We start from the raw sequence: 17,592 nt of genomic DNA, 5'->3' as shown, positions 1-17,592 counted from the left end.
CAATGAACAATATTAGAAATAAAAATGCAATAAAAAGAATTTGTGATATGTCACGATTACTGTTTTTGCTTGTGGTGATATCCTGTACAGTTACGGGCGTCATTTTAGCATCAGATGTGCTGTCACAAAATTTACGTAAGATCGATGTGACCCTCGGTCAACAGGTCAAAAAACAAGAGAAACTTGGCGACATTTTTCGGGAACTGGAACAACAAACTGGATTCCGGTTTTACTACGAACAGGAAGTTGCAAACCTACCCAACAGCGGTCTGGCTATCGGGCGTAAAGTCAATTTATATGATTTGTTGGAACTGCTCGCTGCTACCTTCCAGTTAAAAATTACACAAAACAGCAACATCATTGCCGTAGCGAAAGATCCCCAGCAAATTGCCGGAAGGATTACCGGACACATTACGGACAATCAGGGCCAACCGTTAAGCGGAGCGAACATCAGGATCGTAGAAGTAAACCGGAGTGTCAGCGCGGATGAGCAGGGTAATTACACCATCAGCCTACGAGCGGGAACCTATACCGTAGAGGTCAGCTATGTGGCCCATGGTACCCAACGCCGGGAAGCGGTCGTGCCCGAAAACGGACAAGCCGTCTTAGATTTTTCACTAACCGCGGGTGAGGAGGCACTCGGTGAGGTCGTCGTGGTGGGTTACGGAACACAACGAAAAGAAAACCTGACGGGTGCAGTGTCTTCCATATCCTCCAAACGGATCGCTGAAGGCAATTTTACAAATGCAGCCACGCTGATGCAAGGACGATTCCCCGGCCTGCAGATCGTGCAGAATTCAGGCGCGCCGGGCGCGGAAGGTACAAACCTCCGGATCCGGGGGTATGGGACTTTTAGTGGAGCTGGCGTGAGCCCATTGGTGATCATCGATGGCGTGGCCGGTGGCGACATCAACGCGATCAATCCCGAAAATATCGAAAGCATGTCGGTATTGAAGGATGCCGCTTCGGCAGCAATTTACGGTGCAAGGGCTGCGAATGGAGTGATTCTGATCCAGACAAAAACGGGTAGAGAAACCGATAGATTGAGATTTAACTACAACGGCTTCACGGCGATACATCAGGCGACCCAATTGCCCGATCTGATTTGGAATTCTGTTGAGTATATGGAGCTGTGGAACGAGGCAATCGCAAACTTCAACAGTGGCGGCACGCCCTATACGGAAGAGCAGATTAATCTTTACCGAAATCCATCGGATCCCAAGCAATACCCCAATGTCAACTGGCTGGATGAATTGATCAAACCCCGCAGCGTGAATAACCATTCGATTACAGCCAGCGGGCAGAGCGGCACTACCAATTACTACATAGCGCTGGCCTATCTCAACCAGCCGGGCACGTTTAATGGGTATCATATGGAACGGACCAATGTGCAGGTGAATATGGATTCCAAACTAAATAAGTACTTGGAAATCGGCACGAAGGCAGCGATCATTTTCAAAGACAGGGACTACCCAAGCGGTGATAGCAACGGGGATGGCGTGGATCCTTTGTTGTCAACGCTGGCGCAGCGACCGACTTACGCACCGCAATTGCCAGACGGCAGTGGACGGTACACGCTGAATGCATTCCCCAACGAAATCAACAACAAAAATATGTTGTTGGTTTCCACGGAAAACCTCTTTAATACGGTCAACCGCGAGTACCAGCTCCAAGGGTACTTGAAAGTGAATGTAAATCCCTACCTCAATCTGATGGGTACCGCGGCCGTTTCCGGTTCTTTTGATGAATCAAAGGGCATGAACGACAGGACGCCGCTCTATAGTTTCACCACGGGCGAAGAGGTGGGTGTATTCGGCAATAACAACCTTACCCAATCCCGATCGAACTATAACCAAACGACCGTCAACTCCTACCTGAATTTTGATCGTACGTTCGGCACACATCAAGTTCGTTTGGTTGCCGGAAGCAGTTTGGAGACGTATAAGCAAAGTGTTTTGGGTGCCGCGCGGACGGAGTTTGTAACCAGTGCGCTGGAAGAGCTCGATGCCGGACCCCTCGATAACCAGACAAACTACGGCAACACCCAGGAGTGGGCACTGCTGTCTTATTTCGGGCGTGCCTCCTATAATTTTGACGAGCGTTATCTGTTGGAAGTCAACGCACGGTATGACGGTTCTTCGCGTTTTGCGAAGGAAAACAGGTGGGGCTTTTTCCCCTCTTTTTCTGCTGGTTGGCGGCTTTCTAATGAAGCTTTTTTCAAGGCCGATTGGGTGGATGAATTGAAACTTCGTGGGTCATGGGGCAGGTTGGGCAACCAACAGATCAGCAACTACCCCTATCAGGCGCTATTGACCCTCGCAGGCAGTTACCCGTTTACCAACACGCTTTCTTCGGGCGTACGGCAAAATCGGCTGAATAACCGGGACATCTCTTGGGAAACCACTACGATTACCGATTTCGGGTTGGACGCTACGTTATTCAAGGGGCGCCTGAATATCGTTTTTGATTATTTCAACAAGCGGACCACGGATATCCTAAGGAACGCCGATATTCCGTTGGAGGTCGGATTGGCGGCACCGCTCATCAACGATGGCATCGTAGAAAACAAAGGGTTTGAGCTGGGCATCAATACCCGTGGCCGGCTCGTGGACGAACTCACCTTTGACCTTGGTGCATTTGTGTCGACTTACCGCAACAAGTTGGTTCGGTATGGATCCACCACCTTTGGCGACTCATACATCAACCAGGAAGGCCATCCGTTGCAGACCTATTACCTATGGGAAGTGGAGGGCATCTTCCAATCGCAAGATGAGATCGCCAATTCGGCTACGCAGGCGAACCAGCCGAAGCCCGGGGACTTGAAGTATAAGGACCAAAATGGCGATAATGTGATCAATTCCGCAGACCGTGTATACATGGACGGCAAGCACCCGGATTTTGATTATTCGATAAATTTCGGCCTCAACTATAAAAACTTCTCGCTCAGTTCCCTGTGGTATGGGTTGGAAGGCCGCAAGTTTTATACCGGACAATGGGGCTTTGAGCCATTCCGTCAGGGGTCGCCCCCACCCGCGGAATGGCGGAATCGGTGGACGCCTGAAAACCCCAGTACCACCATGCCCCGTATTTATCCGACCGGTGACAAAGCACTGTCCGAACGCTCGGATTTTTTCCTGGAAGACGCTTCATATTTCCGGCTGCGGAGCCTCGATCTGTCATATAGCGTACCCTCACGTGCGATCGGCAAAATCGGTATAAATTCGTTGGTTATCTACCTGTCGGGACAGAATCTATTCACTTGGACCCCCTTCAACAAGTTTGACCCCGAGCGGGTGGATGATTCGGTCAGAGGCGGGGTACGCTATCCGCAGAATAAGGTATACACGTTAGGGGCTAAAATCCAATTTTAAGTTATCATTCATTGAAATCATGAAAAATTGCTTTTTTATAATTCGCAGGTGGTATTTTTTATTGTTGTGTAGCAGTTGCCTACTTAACGCATGCAGTTCGTTTTTGGATAAGGATTCCCTCACCGAGTTGTCTTCTGAAACGTTCTGGAAAGACGAAAACGATGTCAACCTCGCCTTATCGTCGGTATATGCACGGTTGCAGTATGCTGCATTATCATGGCAGGTACCCAACTTTTCGGCACTGAGTGACGAAGGGGATCGGGGACCATATGCCACGATGGCCCAAGGAATTATCGAACCCAACAATGGAAACATTCAGGGGATTTATACGGCGCTCTACCAGGCTATCGGTGATTGTAATATTTTCTTGGCCAATGTAGATCGGGTCGCGATGGATGAGACCGCCAAAAATACCTTCATCGGTGAGGTAAAGTTTATCCGTGCACTCAGTTATTTCCAGTTGAGCGAGTTTTTTGGAGGCGTGGTCATTACCGACCAGCCGTTGACGCTGGAGAATAGCAAGCTACCCCGCAGCTCCAAGGAAGAAGTGGTCAGTTTTATACTTGGCGAACTGGATGAAGCCATTAATTTGTTGCCAGACATCGCTTATAATGGCCATGCGGTTAGGGGTACTGCACAAGCGCTAAAAGGGAAAGTATTGTTGTACAATGGGAACTTCCCGGGAGCTGCGACTGCTTTGGAACAAGTCATCACAGGCGGTCACTTTGCGCTGGATCCCAATTTGAAGGATGTCTTCATTGACGGCACGCAGGAAAGCTCCCCCGAAATTTTGTTTTCGGTCCGTTTTCTGGCACCCAACAACATTCATGATGCACGTACGGGCATGGACGTATATTTCGGCACCTGGTTTTCGGTAGCCGCATTGCCCATCCAATCGTTTGTAGACAGCTTTGGTTGTATTGATGGATTGCCCACCGATGAATCGCCATTGTATCATCCGGACAGGCCTTATGAAAACCGGGATCCCCGGCTGGATTTGAGCGTGCTCTATCTTGGCAAGCCTTGGCCCGGTAAACCCGATGGGTTTGATGGATTTAGTTACGGCGTTAATTTTACACCCAATGGACTTGCCATTGAAAAGTTTCTCAATAAATCCCGGTTTCCCGCCACGGAAAACCCGGCCGAACCGAGCGACCAGGATTGGGTGGTCATCCGCTATGCAGATGTCTTGTTGATGTATGCCGAGGCACTGAACGAAGCATCTGGGCCATCTTCCACCGCATTGGAAGCGATCAATGCCGTACGGCAACGGCCGAGCACCGCGTTACCGGCGTTGGACGATGGACTTACACAAGTCCAGCTCCGCGAAGCTATCCGGCAAGAACGCAAGATAGAATTGGCGTTTGAAGGGCTTCGGTATTTTGATTTGAAACGATGGGGTACCATTGAAACAGTGCTACCTACCGTTCAGAATATTCTGGGCGACTATAAGCGCTTTTTATCGCACCAGTACCTTTGGCCTATTCCCGAAGCCGCGCGAAACAACAATTATTTATTGGAACAAAATCCGGGTTACTAAACGAATTAACTGTCACATTGTAAGTTATGAACGCATCAACTTTTTTAAGCATTGTATTTGTTTTCTGGAACGTTACCGCGTCTGCCCAAGACGTGGTGAAAGGCTTCGTCTTTGAAGACACGAATCAGAACGGCATGAAGGAACGGAGGGAAAAAGGACTTGCCGGTGTAGCCGTCAGTAATGGGCAAGAAGTGGTTTTGACCGATAATACCGGAACGTATGAACTCCCGATCGGAAACGACGATATCGTTTTCGTGATCAAACCCGCCGGTTACCAGGTTCGGCTCAATATGGCGAACCAGCCGCAATACTATTATATCCATAAGCCCAACGGTTCGCCTACCATGGAGTACAAGGGCGTAGCACCCACCGGCCCGTTGCCAAAATCGGTGGACTTTGCCTTGGTGCCGCATGCTGAAAGCGAAGACTTCCGGATGCTGGTTCTGGGCGACCCACAGGTGTTGGACCAGCGTGAACTGGGTTACTTCGAGCGCGGTATCGTGTCCGAAATCCGTAATGCCAAGGACGTGGTGATGGGAATCACATTAGGCGATCTTGTACAAAGTGACATGACCTTGTATCCCGACTATACCGCCCTGATGGCCCAAGTGGGTGTTCCTTGGTATAACGTGATCGGTAATCATGACCTGAACCAGGATGCCCTGGCCGATTCGCTGCACGATGAGACCTTCGAAGCGAACTTCGGGCCAGCAACGTATTCGTTTAATTACGGCAAAGCCCACTTCATTGTGTTGGACGATAACTTGGTGCCCGATCCGCGAGGTGGCCGTGGCCAATGGTCCGGGTATAGCCAAAAACGGCTTGATTTTATGAAGAATGATTTGGCACATGTGGCAAAGGACCAGTTGATCGTATTGATCAATCACATCCAGCTAAAACACCTTAACGACAACTCCATGCGCCTATCCGATCGGCAGCAATTGTTCGGTTTTTTTCGCGGTTATACGAATGTGTTGGCGCTGTCAGCCCATACTCACCAGCAGCAGCAATTCTTTTATGGAAAAGAAGATGGGTGGCCCAATGAGACGCCCCTCCATGAGTTTAATATTGGGGCCACGTGTGGCAACTGGAATTCAGGCCGGATTAATGAACAGGGCGTAGCGGACGCCACGGCGAGTGACGGGACGCCCCGGGGGTACGTTTACCTGAATATTTCGGGCAATCGGTATACGGCAGACTTCAAAGTTGCTGGGAAACCCACTGACTATCAAATTGGGCTTTTCCATCGGAAGGTGCTGGCAACCATTTGGTGGGAGGGGCGCGGTCATATCTACGCCAACTTTTTCATGGGCCATAAAGGCAGCAAGATGGAGTACCGTATCAATGAAGAAGACTGGCAGCCAATGCGCCACACACTGGAGCCGGATCCTGCGTATGTAGCCGAGCTGTATCGTTGGGACACTGCGGATACGCTTTTCCGTGGACGGCGCCCTACCGAGCCCGCCAACTGTTCACACCTCTGGATGGCTCCTCTCACGAACGACCGGGGCCTCGGTACCCATCGCATCCAAGTACGGGCAACGGATGATTATGGCAGGCAATTTATACAAACGAGTAGTTTCCGAATCGAAGAAGATAAATATTAGTGATTGAATAGCTTTGCTTCCGGGATGCCGACGTTTCATCATGGCAGGCCATGTATCCAAATAGCGGAATTAACGACAACTTAATACTACATTAGCGCTACCTAATCGTTGTATTTATAGCTTTGCTTCCTGAACGCCAAGGTTTCATCATGGATTCATCGGCCCAGGAGGCAAAGCTTTTCCGATTTACGGAAGAAAATTACACCAGCATCTTCAACACCTATTGGAGAAAATTGTACGCGATTGCCTATCGGCGGCTGCGCGATACGGAACTTGCCAAGGACATGGTGCAGGAGGTGTTTGTCTATTGCTGGCAGCAACGGGCGGCCATCCGGATAACCACGTCTGTGGAGGCGTATCTCCGATCGGCTTTGCAATACCAGCTTATCGCCCATTTCAGGAAGGTGGACATCAATGGCCGGGCATTTGCCTACCTGTACGAACGGATGGTGGAAGTGGAGGCGCACATGCGTGATATCCTCACCGAGCAAGATTTGACCAAGACGTTGAATAACGAATTGGCGCAGATGCCCGAAACCATGCGGGAGATTTTCAAACTTCGCATACGGGACTATACCGTGGATGAAATCGCCCAGTCGCTCAATCTGGCTGAAAAGACCGTCAGGAATAACATCTCCAAAGGACTACACCGACTACGCAATGCGGTGTCCAAAGACTTCCCCGAGGATTTTTCGGCCATCTGCCTCACGCTTTACGTTTTATTAACCTAAGCATCAAGATTTCTTAATCGATTTTACGGGGACGCATTCCCCCTTAGTACTACTCATCCTATAGAGCGGCATGGAATGCCCCATCACAACTAGTGGTCAATGGACAAAAACAAATTCAGGCACCTGATGGACGGATACCTCAAAGGAGAGCTGCCTGCGGAAGACATGGAACTCTTGCAGCGCTGGTACGACTCGTTTGGTGAATCGGAAGCCAAGGTGCCGGGACTGGAAGACGACGAAGCTTCCCAAGCGCTGCGGAACGAACTCGATGCGCGTATACAGCAGGTCATTGCCTATCCGGCGGCGGTGCCCCGCGTACATCGGCGAATGCCTTGGCAGCGGATGGCCGTCGCGGCGGTACTTATCGCAACGCTTGGCGGCGCGATTTGGTGGACACTGCATAGGCAGCAGTTGGAAAAAGAAATACAGTTGTCCGCACAGCACCTGGCTTTCCGTAAAGTGAAGACCGGGATAAGGCAGATCAAAAAACTGGTCCTGCCAGATGGCAGTGTCATCCATGTGAATGCCAATTCGGTCATCCGCATCCCGGAGCGCATGGATGGCGATACACGCGAAGTGTTTTTGGATGAGGGCGAAGCATATTTCCAGGTAGCACGGGATACATTGCGGCCGTTTGTGGTGCAGGCAGCCGATTTGCACGTGGAAGTATTAGGAACAGCATTCAACGTCAAATCATACGACTTCTTGGAGGATATCACTGTGGCGGTGACCCATGGAAAGGTGCGGGTGAGCGACACAGCACGTGTGCTACGCTACCTCACAGCAAATGAAGGGCTTACTTACCACAAAATGAACGGGCAACTGCGCATGGCCAAGAGCGTTCATACGACCGCCAACGGTTGGATAAGCGGCTTGGTGCCGTTGGAAAAAGCGAGGTTTGACGAATTGGCTTTGGCCCTATATAACTTGTACGGGGTACGGTTGAAAAGCGACGACCCACGTACCATGCGCCACCACTACAACCTGAATTTGCGGGCAGACCGTTCGTTGGAAGAAACGATGGACGTGATTTGCAGTATTCATAAAACGACTTATAGGAGGACAGGTAATGAGATAACCATATACCCATGAAAAAAAACAGGCATCAAAGTGACGCCTGTTTGGAAAATGTCTGCTATGCTTTAGCTTGAGACCCTGGCGCATAGCGGCTTAGCAATTCATTAACTACTAAGACTACAAAAATATGAATAAAAACACATTGTTCATACGGATTATCATGCGTACGACAATTTTGATTTACTCCGTGACTATCGCATTTTCGCAACTGCTGCTTGCGGAGACATCCAAGGGACAGGCTCTTGGGAAATCCTTGAATATTGCTTTTGAAAGCACGAGTTTGTATGCGGCTATTCAGCAACTCCAGCAACAAAGTAAGGTGGAGTTTGCCTTTGACGAAGAGCTGCTGAAATTGGAAAAGGTCGATGTAGATGCGGCAATATTCAAATCGGAGCCCATCGGACATATTCTCGATTACCTGCTTGCCGGTACGGAAGTTGGCTACGAAGAAAAAGCGAGAAATACGGTGGTGTTATACCGTAAACAGCAACCAGGACGGATTATCGGTCGCATCACGGATACACAGGGTGAGCCGTTGGCAGGTGCCAACATTAGCATCATAGAGCTCAATCGTCGTTACAGCACGGATAGGGAGGGTAATTTTACCATCAGCGTACAGCCCGGCTCCTATACGGTAGAAGTGACTTATATTTCCTTCGGCACACAACGCCAATCGAACGTGTCCGTACAGGAAGGCAGTAGCACAACCCTTAATTTCACCCTGACGGAAGAAGCTGGTGCATTGAATGAAGTGGTGGTGACCGCCTTGGGTGTAAAGCGCGAAAGCCGTTCATTGGGCTATGCTGTGCAGGAGATTAAGGGCAATGTAATGACCCAGGCAAGGGAAACCAATCTGGTGAATGGTTTGGCCGGAAGAATAGCCGGTGTAAACATTGTGAATGGCTCTAATAGTATTGGTGGTTCTTCCAAAATCGTTATCAGGGGTGAAACATCGCTTGCAGGAAGCAATCAACCGCTATTTGTCGTAGATGGTATTCCCATCAACAACTCAATCAGTTCTTCTTCCCAAGGCCAAAAGATCGATTATGGCAATGGTGCAGGCGAAATCAATCCGGATGATATCGAAACCATCTCCGTGCTAAAAGGCCCTACCGCAGCCGCTTTATACGGCTCAAGGGCTGGTAATGGCGTGGTACTGATTACGACAAAAAAAGGGACGTCATCGCAAGGCATTGGTATTTCTTTCAATAACACCGCTACGTTGGAAAAGGTCATGTTATTGCCGGATTACCAGAACGAATATGGTGCAGGGCGCGGGGGCGTATACAATATCGGCGACGGTGGCAGGAGCTGGGGCCCTCGGCTGGATGGCAGGGACATGGCCGTCCCGGTCAATACCGAGTTTCCGCCTAATCATGGGGAGATTGTCAAATGGGTTCCTTATCCGAATAACGTAAAGGAGTTTTACGAGACTGGCAAAACGGTGACCAATAACATAGCCCTCTCCGCAGGCAATGACAAAGGTAATTTCAGGGCTTCCTATACCCGACTTGATCAAACAGGTCTTGTGCCCAATACTGATCAAAAAAGGGATAATATTGCATTGAACACCAGCTATAACTTTACCAATAAACTCACGGTGAATGCATCTGTCAATTACATCAATATTGACAGCGATAACCGGTCGGTAATCGGTTATGGAAATGAAAGCCCGGTGTATACGTGGATATGGGAAGGCCGGCAGGTCCCTACCGATAAGATGCGGGACTATTGGTTTAAAGGATACGAAGGTACCCAGCCCTTTACGTATAACTATTCGTTCAATGACAATCCATACTTTGGCGCTTATGAAAACCTCAATGGTTTTAAGAAGGCAAGATGGATAGGAAACGTTTCCGTTAGTTACCAGTTTACGGACGAACTGAGCTTGATGGCAAGAACGGGGATCGATCAAAGCAATGAACGACGGGATACCCGCCGTTCGGTGGGAACCAATGCATACAGGCAGGGGATGTACAGGCTGGAGAAAAACGTGTTCCAGGAAAGGAACTCCGATTTCTTGCTTACCTATGCGAAGGAACTGACAAGCAACTGGAACCTGCGGGTATCAGCCGGCGGAAACCAAATGCGCCAGATACAGGAAGATAATTCGACGACTGCAGGCCAATTGAATGTACCGGGGGTTTACAACCTTGGAAACTCGCGTATACCATTGGTAGGCCAACAGTATGACTCAAAATACGCCATCAACAGCTTGTACGGTATGGGGCAGGTTTCGTACATGAATTCGCTTTTCCTCGATGTGACGGCGAGAAACGACTGGTCTAGTTCGCTCCCAGTAGCCAACAACTCCTATTTTTACCCTTCCGTGTCGCTGAGCGGCGTCTTTACGGATTTTATGAACCTCTCCTCCGATGTACTTAGCTACGGAAAACTAAGGTTGAGCTGGGCACGGGTGGGGAATGATACCCGCCCTTACCGGTTGCGGAATGTGTATGGCTACGGGACTGCTTGGTCCGGCTACCAAACGGTATCCGAACCGGCGTCCATCGCAAATGCCAAGCTGCTTCCTGAAATGCTCGATACCTACGAGTTGGGTACGGATTTGCGCTTTTTCAACAACCGGGTCGGAATAGACTTTACTTACTACAATACGGTGAGTAAAAACCAGATCATCAACTTGCCGATCAACCAGACCAGTGGCTATACTTCCCGGTTCTTAAATGCGGGAAAAATACAGAGCCGGGGATACGAAGTCATGCTGGACGTTACGCCTATTCGATCCCGCACATTCAACTGGGACATCAACATTAATTGGTCGAGCAACCGGGCAAAAGTGGTGGAACTGGTGGATGGCATCGATACCTATTCACTACCCAGCGGCCGGATCTCCAACCAGGCCCGGGTGGGTGAACGAATGGGAGACATGTACGGTAGCGTATACTTAAGGGATCCCGACGGGAACATTGTTTACATCAACGGGGATGCGCAAAACGATCCCGTCCAACAAAAGCTGGGCAACTACAATCCGGACTGGATGGCGGGCATCAACAACGCATTTAGCTACAAAGGGGTTGTAGCCAGTTTCTTAATCGATTGGAAACAAGGTGGTGAGTTTTACTCCTACATGTACGTGAGAGGAAACGAAGCTGGTCAACTGGTTGAATCACTGGCAGGCCGCGAAGAGGGAATTATCGCCGACGGCGTACGGCAAACTCCAGAGGGAACGTATGTACCCAATGACGTAAGGGTCTCTGCTGAACGTCACTTTGATGGCTATTTTAATAATGAAGCAGGTATTTTCGACGGAACTTGGATAAAATTAAGAGAGGTAAAATTGGGCTATGCCATACCTCAGAAATTACTGGGAAGATTTCCGGTAAAAGACATCACGTTTTCACTGGTAGCGCGGAACCTTGCATTGTGGACCAAAGTGCCCCATGTGGATCCGGATACTTCATCCTTGGAGGGAGACGCGGTCATTCCCGGTGTCGAAAACATGTCGCTTCCTTCCGCAAGAAGCATCGGTCTTAATCTCAGCTTTAAATTGTAATCATAGCTATTAATCGAATATATGAAAAAATTATTTTTCGTTTTCGTAGCGATCATATTGGTCAGCTGCGATAAGAATTTCGAATCCATCAATGCAAATCCAAACAACCCCGAGGTCATAAGCCCCGAATTGCTGATGGTAAACATCATCAGAAGCACCGTCAATGAACTGGCCAGTGATGGCTTTTACCGGGGCAATATTCTCATGCAATATGCGGCTGAAATACGCGAGCCGGGTATTGATCGCTACCAGGTAGGTTCAATGAACGTATGGAGCAATGGGTATGCTACGCTACGGAATGTACAAAACCTGTATGATGTGGCGTCGGAGCGAGGTTTTAATAACTATATGGGCGTCGCACTGGTGATGCGGGCATTTTTGTTCTCCCGGATGACCGATTGCTACGGTGCGCTGCCATACAGTGAGGCGCTGAAAGCGAAGGATCCGGATGCGCCGATTTATACGCCCCGTTTTGATCCGCAGGAAGCGGTTTACCAAGGGTTGATTGACGAACTTAAGCAGGCCAATGAATTATTGGCGGTAAATGGGGGCGAGCTTATTCAAAACGATATCCTATTCAACGGAGACGTGCTGAAATGGAAAAAATTTGCAAATTCCCTACGGTTGCGGTTGTTGCTCAGGCGGTCGGCCAGGGTCAATCCATCCGCAGATATGCAGGAAATGCTGAATGACCCGGCAAAATTTCCCCTCATGGAAAACCTTGCCGATAATGTGGCGCTTGAATATGTAGAGGCCCCCAATCTTTTCCCGATTACCAGCGAACGCGGTGGCTTCTTTCTGCAACGTCGGATATCCAAGACATTTGCAGATAAACTCAACACCCTGAAAGATCCCCGGCTGGGAATATTCGCAAATCCAACAGACGAATCGGTAGAAGCGGGTTCGCCGGCATATGCCGGTGTGCGCAATGGCGAGGAAGATTCGAATCTGTCAAGCGATATCGATGCCAAAGTATCTTCAGTAGGGATAATTTATTACAATGGGCAGCAGGTTCCGGTTCCGGCACAGGGTATCGTCATGTTATTGTCCGAATTGAAATTTATCCTGGCTGAAAGTGCCGTAAAAGGATATATCAATGGAGATGCGAAGACGTATTACGAAGAGGGTATAAAAGCGTCCATGGAGTATTACAAAAGCGTATCCGGTGTGACTATTGAAGCTACGCCCGAATACCTGAACCAGCCTGGGGTTGCTTATACCCCTGCCAATGCACTGGAGTTGATAGGGACGCAGCGTTGGATAGGCCTATTTTTTAACGATTACCAAGCTTGGCATGAATGGAAACGTACCGGGTTCCCCGTGCTGACACCTTCCATCGTAAACAGCAACAATGATCGCATTCCCGTCAGGTTCCTTTATCCGAGCGACTTGCAGGTAACCAATAGGGAGAGCTATGAAGCCGCTGTAGCTGCTCAGGGGCCAGACAATATCAATACACCTGTTTGGTGGGATGTGGATTGACAATTAAAAACAGTGAAGTCTTATTAGTGTAAACGAAGAAAGAAATGAATTATCGCCCTATTAGCCAGACAATCTGCCTGCTATGCAGCTTGTTTGTTTTTCAATATACGCTTGTTCAAGCACAGCCGCGCTTTACCGGCAAACCGTTTGCTACCCGTTCGGAAGTCATTGCCCAGCAGGGGATGGCCGCAACCAGCCATCCCCTGGCCACGCAAGCGGCAATAGACATCCTGAAAAAAGAGGGTACGGCCATGGATGCGGCCATCGCAGCCAATGCGGTGCTCGGCGTGGTGGAGCCTACCGGCAATGGAATAGGCGGGGATATTTTTGCCATCGTCTGGGATGCCAAAACCCAAAAGCTGTACGGATTTAATGGCAGCGGACGCTCGCCCTATAACCTTACCCTGGACGTATTCAACCAATTAGGTCTTAAGGGGATACCGTCTTCCGGCGCACTGGCGGTGTCGGTGCCCGGATGTGTCGACGGCTGGTATGCGCTGAATGGCCGCTTCGGCAAATTGCCGATGAAAGAACTGCTCCAACCGGCGATTCACTACGCTAAAGCGGGTTATCCGGTTACCGAAGTCATCGCTGCTGCATGGCGGGGGTATGCTCGTTCCCTGCAACGGTTTGAAAATTTTAAAAAGACCTATATGCCCAACGGCCGTACGCCAGAAAAAGGTGAAATTTTCCGCAACCCTGATCTTGCCGCTACGCTGACCAAAATAGCAGAAGGTGGCAGGGACGCCTTTTACAAGGGGGAAATTGCCAAGATAATTGCCACTACCGTGCAGCGGGAAGGTGGGTACATCTCCGAAAAAGACCTGGCCGACCACCATTCGGATTGGGTTGATCCTGTATCGACCAATTACCGGGGATACGACATTTGGGAACTGCCACCTAATGGCCAAGGGATGACGACACTACAGATGCTCAACATCTTGGAAGGTTATGACATTAAGGCCATGGGTTTCGGAAGCGCGGAATACCTGCACCACCTGATCGAAGCCAAGAAACTGGCGTATGAGGACCGGGCTGTTTATTACGCGGATCCGGACTTTGCCGACATTCCGGTGGAAGGATTATTATCCAAGGAATATGCTGCCGAGCGCCGTGCCCTGATCGATCCCGACCGGGCAAGCCGGGAATACAAACCGGGTATGCCTGAGGGGAAGAACACCATTTACCTGACCGTAGCGGATAAGGAGGGAAACATGGTGTCGCTGATTCAAAGTAATTACTCGGGTATGGGTGGAGGTATCGTGCCGGACGGATTGGGTTTCAGCCTGCAGAACCGGGGGACATCTTTCAATTTGGAAGAAGGGCATTTTAATACCTATGCGCCGCATAAACGGCCTTTCCATACCATCATTCCGGGTTTTATCACCAAAGAAGGTAAACCTTACATGAGCTTTGGCGTAATGGGGGGAGATTTCCAGCCACAGGGCCACGTACAGGTATTGATCAATATGATTGATTTTGGCATGAACATCCAGGAGGCTGGCGATGCACCACGTGTAAGTCATTCGGGGTCCTCGGGCCCCGACGGTGGTATAATGGACAACGGCGGGAGCGTGTCGCTGGAAGGAGGCTTTACCCAAGAAGCCATACTCGGTCTTGCGAGAAAAGGGCATCGGATCAACCTTAGTACCGGAGGCCATGGAGGCTACCAGGCCATCCGCTACGATGCCGAACATCAGGTATATTATGGTGCTTCCGAAAGCAGGAAAGACGGGCAGGCTGCCGGATATTAGGCGGTACTGACATTTTTTACTCAATGACGATAACAGGCCATCTCCATCTCTTTTACGCTTGGAGATGGCCTTTTTTAACAAATTCATAACATCCTGTACCTGATTTAGTTGCATTGCTCCACTAACTTTGCAATGTGGAAAACTTCATTGATCGAGAATTGATTGTCCGCATCCGACATTCGGACGAAGAAGCGTTTTACCTGTTTTGCAATCGGCATTGGAAGTCACTCTATATACCCTTGCTGATGGAGACAGGTAACAAGGATAAAGCGTTTGAACGGGTAAAGGGGTTATTTGCAGAAGTTTGGGACAAGCGGAGGCAGCTACCCGACATGAAGACGACGGTGGAGGAATACATTGTTGCCCATGGACTGGGCAAACAGCACAAAGGTAATATCGGGTGGAATATCCTTCATATCATCGACGAAGTAACATTACACGTAAAGAAATTATCAGGCTTGTTGGGTGTTCTTCTTAACGATAAGCATTTACGATACAAATGACAAAGAGCAAACTAACGGGTCAACGCGGAACGGTAACAAACACATGGCCAGACGGTAAAGAAGAACTGCAGCTTGCTCACCAACTGCTTGTTGGGCTTCGGTATCATATTCAGACCCAATATCTACTGTCGTCGCGCAAGGCCAAACAACGCATCATCATAGGAATTGCCGTGATTGCAACATTGCTTACAGCCCTTGTTGCCATACTACGGTAAACCAGTATCCAGAAAATATAACGTTGCCTTAATACTGCTTTGGTATTTTTGTCGCACAGTATGATGCTGATGACGGAAGAAGCATTAATTGATGCGTTAAGAACGGGCATTCCAAAGGCCTACGAGCTGCTGTATGATCGGTATTGGCAAATGTTGTACAAAAAAACGTATAGCCGTGTTGCAGATGAAGACGTGGCCAAAGACATTGTACAAAATGTCTTCATCAGTGTATGGCAAAAGCGTGAAAGTTTACTCATCCGGACTTCGCTGGAACAATTTCTATTGGGAGCAGTAAAGTTCCAAGTGCTGAATCATTTCAGATCCGAACGTGTAAAACAACACGTCATTGATCAGGCCGTAGCCAAAATGGAACCATTCACCACGGACGACCACGACCGAGTTTCGCGTGATGTATTGGAAGCCACCTTGGACAATGCGTTGCATGGTATGCCCGAAAATATGAAGCAGTCTTTTTTGCTTCGGTGTGACAATTTGAGCATCAAAGAAATCGCTGAAAAACTGGGTCTGGCTGAACAGACCGTATCCAATAACCTTTCTGAAGCCGTCCAGCGGCTAAAGAAGAAAGTGTCCCACCAACAGCATGGCGAATTTTTAATCGGCCTCTCGCTCTTTCTGAGCCTAATTAACCATTAATTCATAAACAATTAATATAAAATCAAAGTAGGTTTGGCGGTCTTGGGTTACTCCCTATTAAAGGACATGTAATCTTGGACAGCGAAAAATTCAAACAATTACTGCACCGTTACTTGAACGGTACGGCAAGTGATGCCGAGAAAGAAGTCATTGATGCTTGGTATGAATCCTACCGTGAATTGGACGATTCCGAAGTGTTTGGTAGCAATGCGAGCGAATCCCGGATAGCTTCGCAGATGCGGAAACAACTCGCTGGATACTGGGGAACTACACGGAAGATTGTTTTTAGCAAGTATTTGGCCTATGCTGCGGCGGTACTCATGTTGGTCAGCATAGCGTGGCTCGTGTACCGTTGGCAAAGCAATGACGGCACAGGTGGCGTCCGTCAGGAGTCAGTTGCGCCAAGCACAGCATATCGCGAGATATCCACTGCTGTCAGGCAGGTGAAGAAGATTGAGTTGCCCGATAGTTCCACCGTATGGGTAAATGCGTTGAGTCGGTTGCGCATTCCCGAATCGTTTGGAAACCAGCGTCGGGAACTGTATCTCGATGAGGGGGAGGCCTTTTTCGAGGTAGCTCCCAATCCAGATAAACCCTTCGTGGTGCATAGCCGTGATATTGCCATCAAGGTGGTGGGTACAGCCTTTGATATCAGCAACTACGAGCGGCTAAACCGGATTTTGGTGAATGTAGCGCATGGTAAAGTGCAAGTGACTGACACCGGCAAATACGGGCTTGTTCATGAGCTGACGGCTGACCAACAGCTGGCGTACAATACGCTTACCGGTGAACACACGATGAAGACATCTGCAACTGGGGAGGCCGCTACTTGGCGGGAAGGCAAGATCGCATTGAAGAACGCTTCCTTTGAAGAAGTTGCCCTGGCCATGTACAATGTCTATGGCATTGAATTGAAACCGGCCAATAACCAAATTCGAAACCATCAATATAACCTGGTCATCCGCACGACACACCGGTTGGATGAAGCCCTGCGGATAATCTGTTCTATTCACCAAAATCAATACAGGAGGGAAAATAATGAAGTAATCATCTATTAAAAAAAAGCGGATTTGCCCAAGGACAAATCCGGGAAGGCGTACAATAATGTGATTAGCTTGGACCCTCATCCATTATCGTACAGCTA

12 protein-coding genes are annotated in these 17,592 nt (G+C 49.2%); all 12 read left to right on the top strand.

Annotated features, from left to right (window positions below):
• The first annotated feature begins 47 nt into the window (after nt 1–47).
• The 12 genes from BMW65_RS02075 (at nt 48) to BMW65_RS02020 (ending at nt 17,506) form a co-directional block, all read left to right on the top strand.
• Nucleotides 48–3,371 (top strand): SusC/RagA family TonB-linked outer membrane protein, encoded by a 3,324-nt coding sequence (locus tag BMW65_RS02075; protein ID WP_177180955.1) that lies wholly within the window; start codon nt 48–50, stop codon nt 3,369–3,371.
• A 103-nt stretch (nt 3,372–3,474) separates the two neighbouring features.
• Nucleotides 3,475–4,911: a RagB/SusD family nutrient uptake outer membrane protein gene (locus BMW65_RS02070; RefSeq protein WP_177180954.1), complete on the top strand. Its 1,437-nt coding sequence runs from the start codon at nt 3,475–3,477 to the stop codon at nt 4,909–4,911.
• Between the two features lie 26 nt (nt 4,912–4,937).
• The gene (locus BMW65_RS02065) at nt 4,938–6,518 is read left to right on the top strand and encodes a calcineurin-like phosphoesterase C-terminal domain-containing protein (RefSeq protein ID WP_090602372.1); all 1,581 of its coding nucleotides are present in this window, start codon (nt 4,938–4,940) and stop codon (nt 6,516–6,518) included.
• Between the two features lie 149 nt (nt 6,519–6,667).
• Nucleotides 6,668–7,249, top strand: a complete 582-nt coding sequence (locus BMW65_RS02060; RefSeq protein ID WP_090602371.1) for an RNA polymerase sigma factor — start codon at nt 6,668–6,670, stop codon at nt 7,247–7,249.
• 99 nt (nt 7,250–7,348) lie between these two features.
• Nucleotides 7,349–8,341, top strand: coding sequence for a FecR family protein (locus BMW65_RS02055; protein WP_090602369.1), 993 nt, complete (start codon nt 7,349–7,351; stop codon nt 8,339–8,341).
• Between the two features lie 112 nt (nt 8,342–8,453).
• The gene (locus tag BMW65_RS02050; RefSeq protein WP_218145319.1) at nt 8,454–11,840 is read left to right on the top strand and encodes a SusC/RagA family TonB-linked outer membrane protein; all 3,387 of its coding nucleotides are present in this window, start codon (nt 8,454–8,456) and stop codon (nt 11,838–11,840) included.
• A gap of 21 nt (nt 11,841–11,861) precedes the next feature.
• A complete protein-coding gene (locus tag BMW65_RS02045; RefSeq protein ID WP_090602368.1) occupies nt 11,862–13,322 on the top strand; it encodes a SusD/RagB family nutrient-binding outer membrane lipoprotein in 1,461 nt (486 codons plus the stop codon).
• A gap of 44 nt (nt 13,323–13,366) precedes the next feature.
• The gene (gene ggt, locus BMW65_RS02040; protein ID WP_090602366.1) at nt 13,367–15,076 is read left to right on the top strand and encodes a gamma-glutamyltransferase; all 1,710 of its coding nucleotides are present in this window, start codon (nt 13,367–13,369) and stop codon (nt 15,074–15,076) included.
• Between the two features lie 134 nt (nt 15,077–15,210).
• Nucleotides 15,211–15,579, top strand: a complete 369-nt coding sequence (locus BMW65_RS02035) for a hypothetical protein (RefSeq protein WP_090602364.1) — start codon at nt 15,211–15,213, stop codon at nt 15,577–15,579.
• Nucleotides 15,576–15,794: a hypothetical protein gene (locus BMW65_RS02030; protein ID WP_090602363.1), complete on the top strand. Its 219-nt coding sequence runs from the start codon at nt 15,576–15,578 to the stop codon at nt 15,792–15,794. The genes BMW65_RS02035 and BMW65_RS02030 overlap by 4 nt, the downstream gene beginning before the upstream one ends.
• 60 nt (nt 15,795–15,854) lie before the next feature.
• Nucleotides 15,855–16,448, top strand: coding sequence for an RNA polymerase sigma factor (locus BMW65_RS02025; protein WP_090602361.1), 594 nt, complete (start codon nt 15,855–15,857; stop codon nt 16,446–16,448).
• Between the two features lie 74 nt (nt 16,449–16,522).
• Entirely contained in the window at nt 16,523–17,506 is a 984-nt protein-coding gene (locus BMW65_RS02020) for a FecR family protein (RefSeq protein WP_090602359.1), read from the top strand.
• The last annotated feature ends 86 nt before the right edge of the window (nt 17,507–17,592 follow it).

The organism is Parapedobacter koreensis (assembly GCF_900109365.1).
Classification (GTDB): Bacteria; Bacteroidota; Bacteroidia; order Sphingobacteriales; family Sphingobacteriaceae; genus Parapedobacter; species Parapedobacter koreensis.
This window is presented reverse-complemented; position numbering and strand designations above follow the sequence as displayed.

Coding starts and splice junctions, on each gene's coding strand:
- BMW65_RS02075 (WP_177180955.1), top strand. CDS start 48: ATGTCACGATTACTGTTTTTGCTTGTGGTGATATCCTGTACAGTTACG.
- BMW65_RS02065 (WP_090602372.1), top strand. CDS start 4,938: ATGAACGCATCAACTTTTTTAAGCATTGTATTTGTTTTCTGGAACGTT.
- BMW65_RS02060 (WP_090602371.1), top strand. CDS start 6,668: ATGGATTCATCGGCCCAGGAGGCAAAGCTTTTCCGATTTACGGAAGAA.
- BMW65_RS02055 (WP_090602369.1), top strand. CDS start 7,349: ATGGACAAAAACAAATTCAGGCACCTGATGGACGGATACCTCAAAGGA.
- BMW65_RS02050 (WP_218145319.1), top strand. CDS start 8,454: ATGAATAAAAACACATTGTTCATACGGATTATCATGCGTACGACAATT.
- BMW65_RS02045 (WP_090602368.1), top strand. CDS start 11,862: ATGAAAAAATTATTTTTCGTTTTCGTAGCGATCATATTGGTCAGCTGC.
- ggt (WP_090602366.1), top strand. CDS start 13,367: ATGAATTATCGCCCTATTAGCCAGACAATCTGCCTGCTATGCAGCTTG.
- BMW65_RS02030 (WP_090602363.1), top strand. CDS start 15,576: ATGACAAAGAGCAAACTAACGGGTCAACGCGGAACGGTAACAAACACA.
- BMW65_RS02025 (WP_090602361.1), top strand. CDS start 15,855: ATGATGCTGATGACGGAAGAAGCATTAATTGATGCGTTAAGAACGGGC.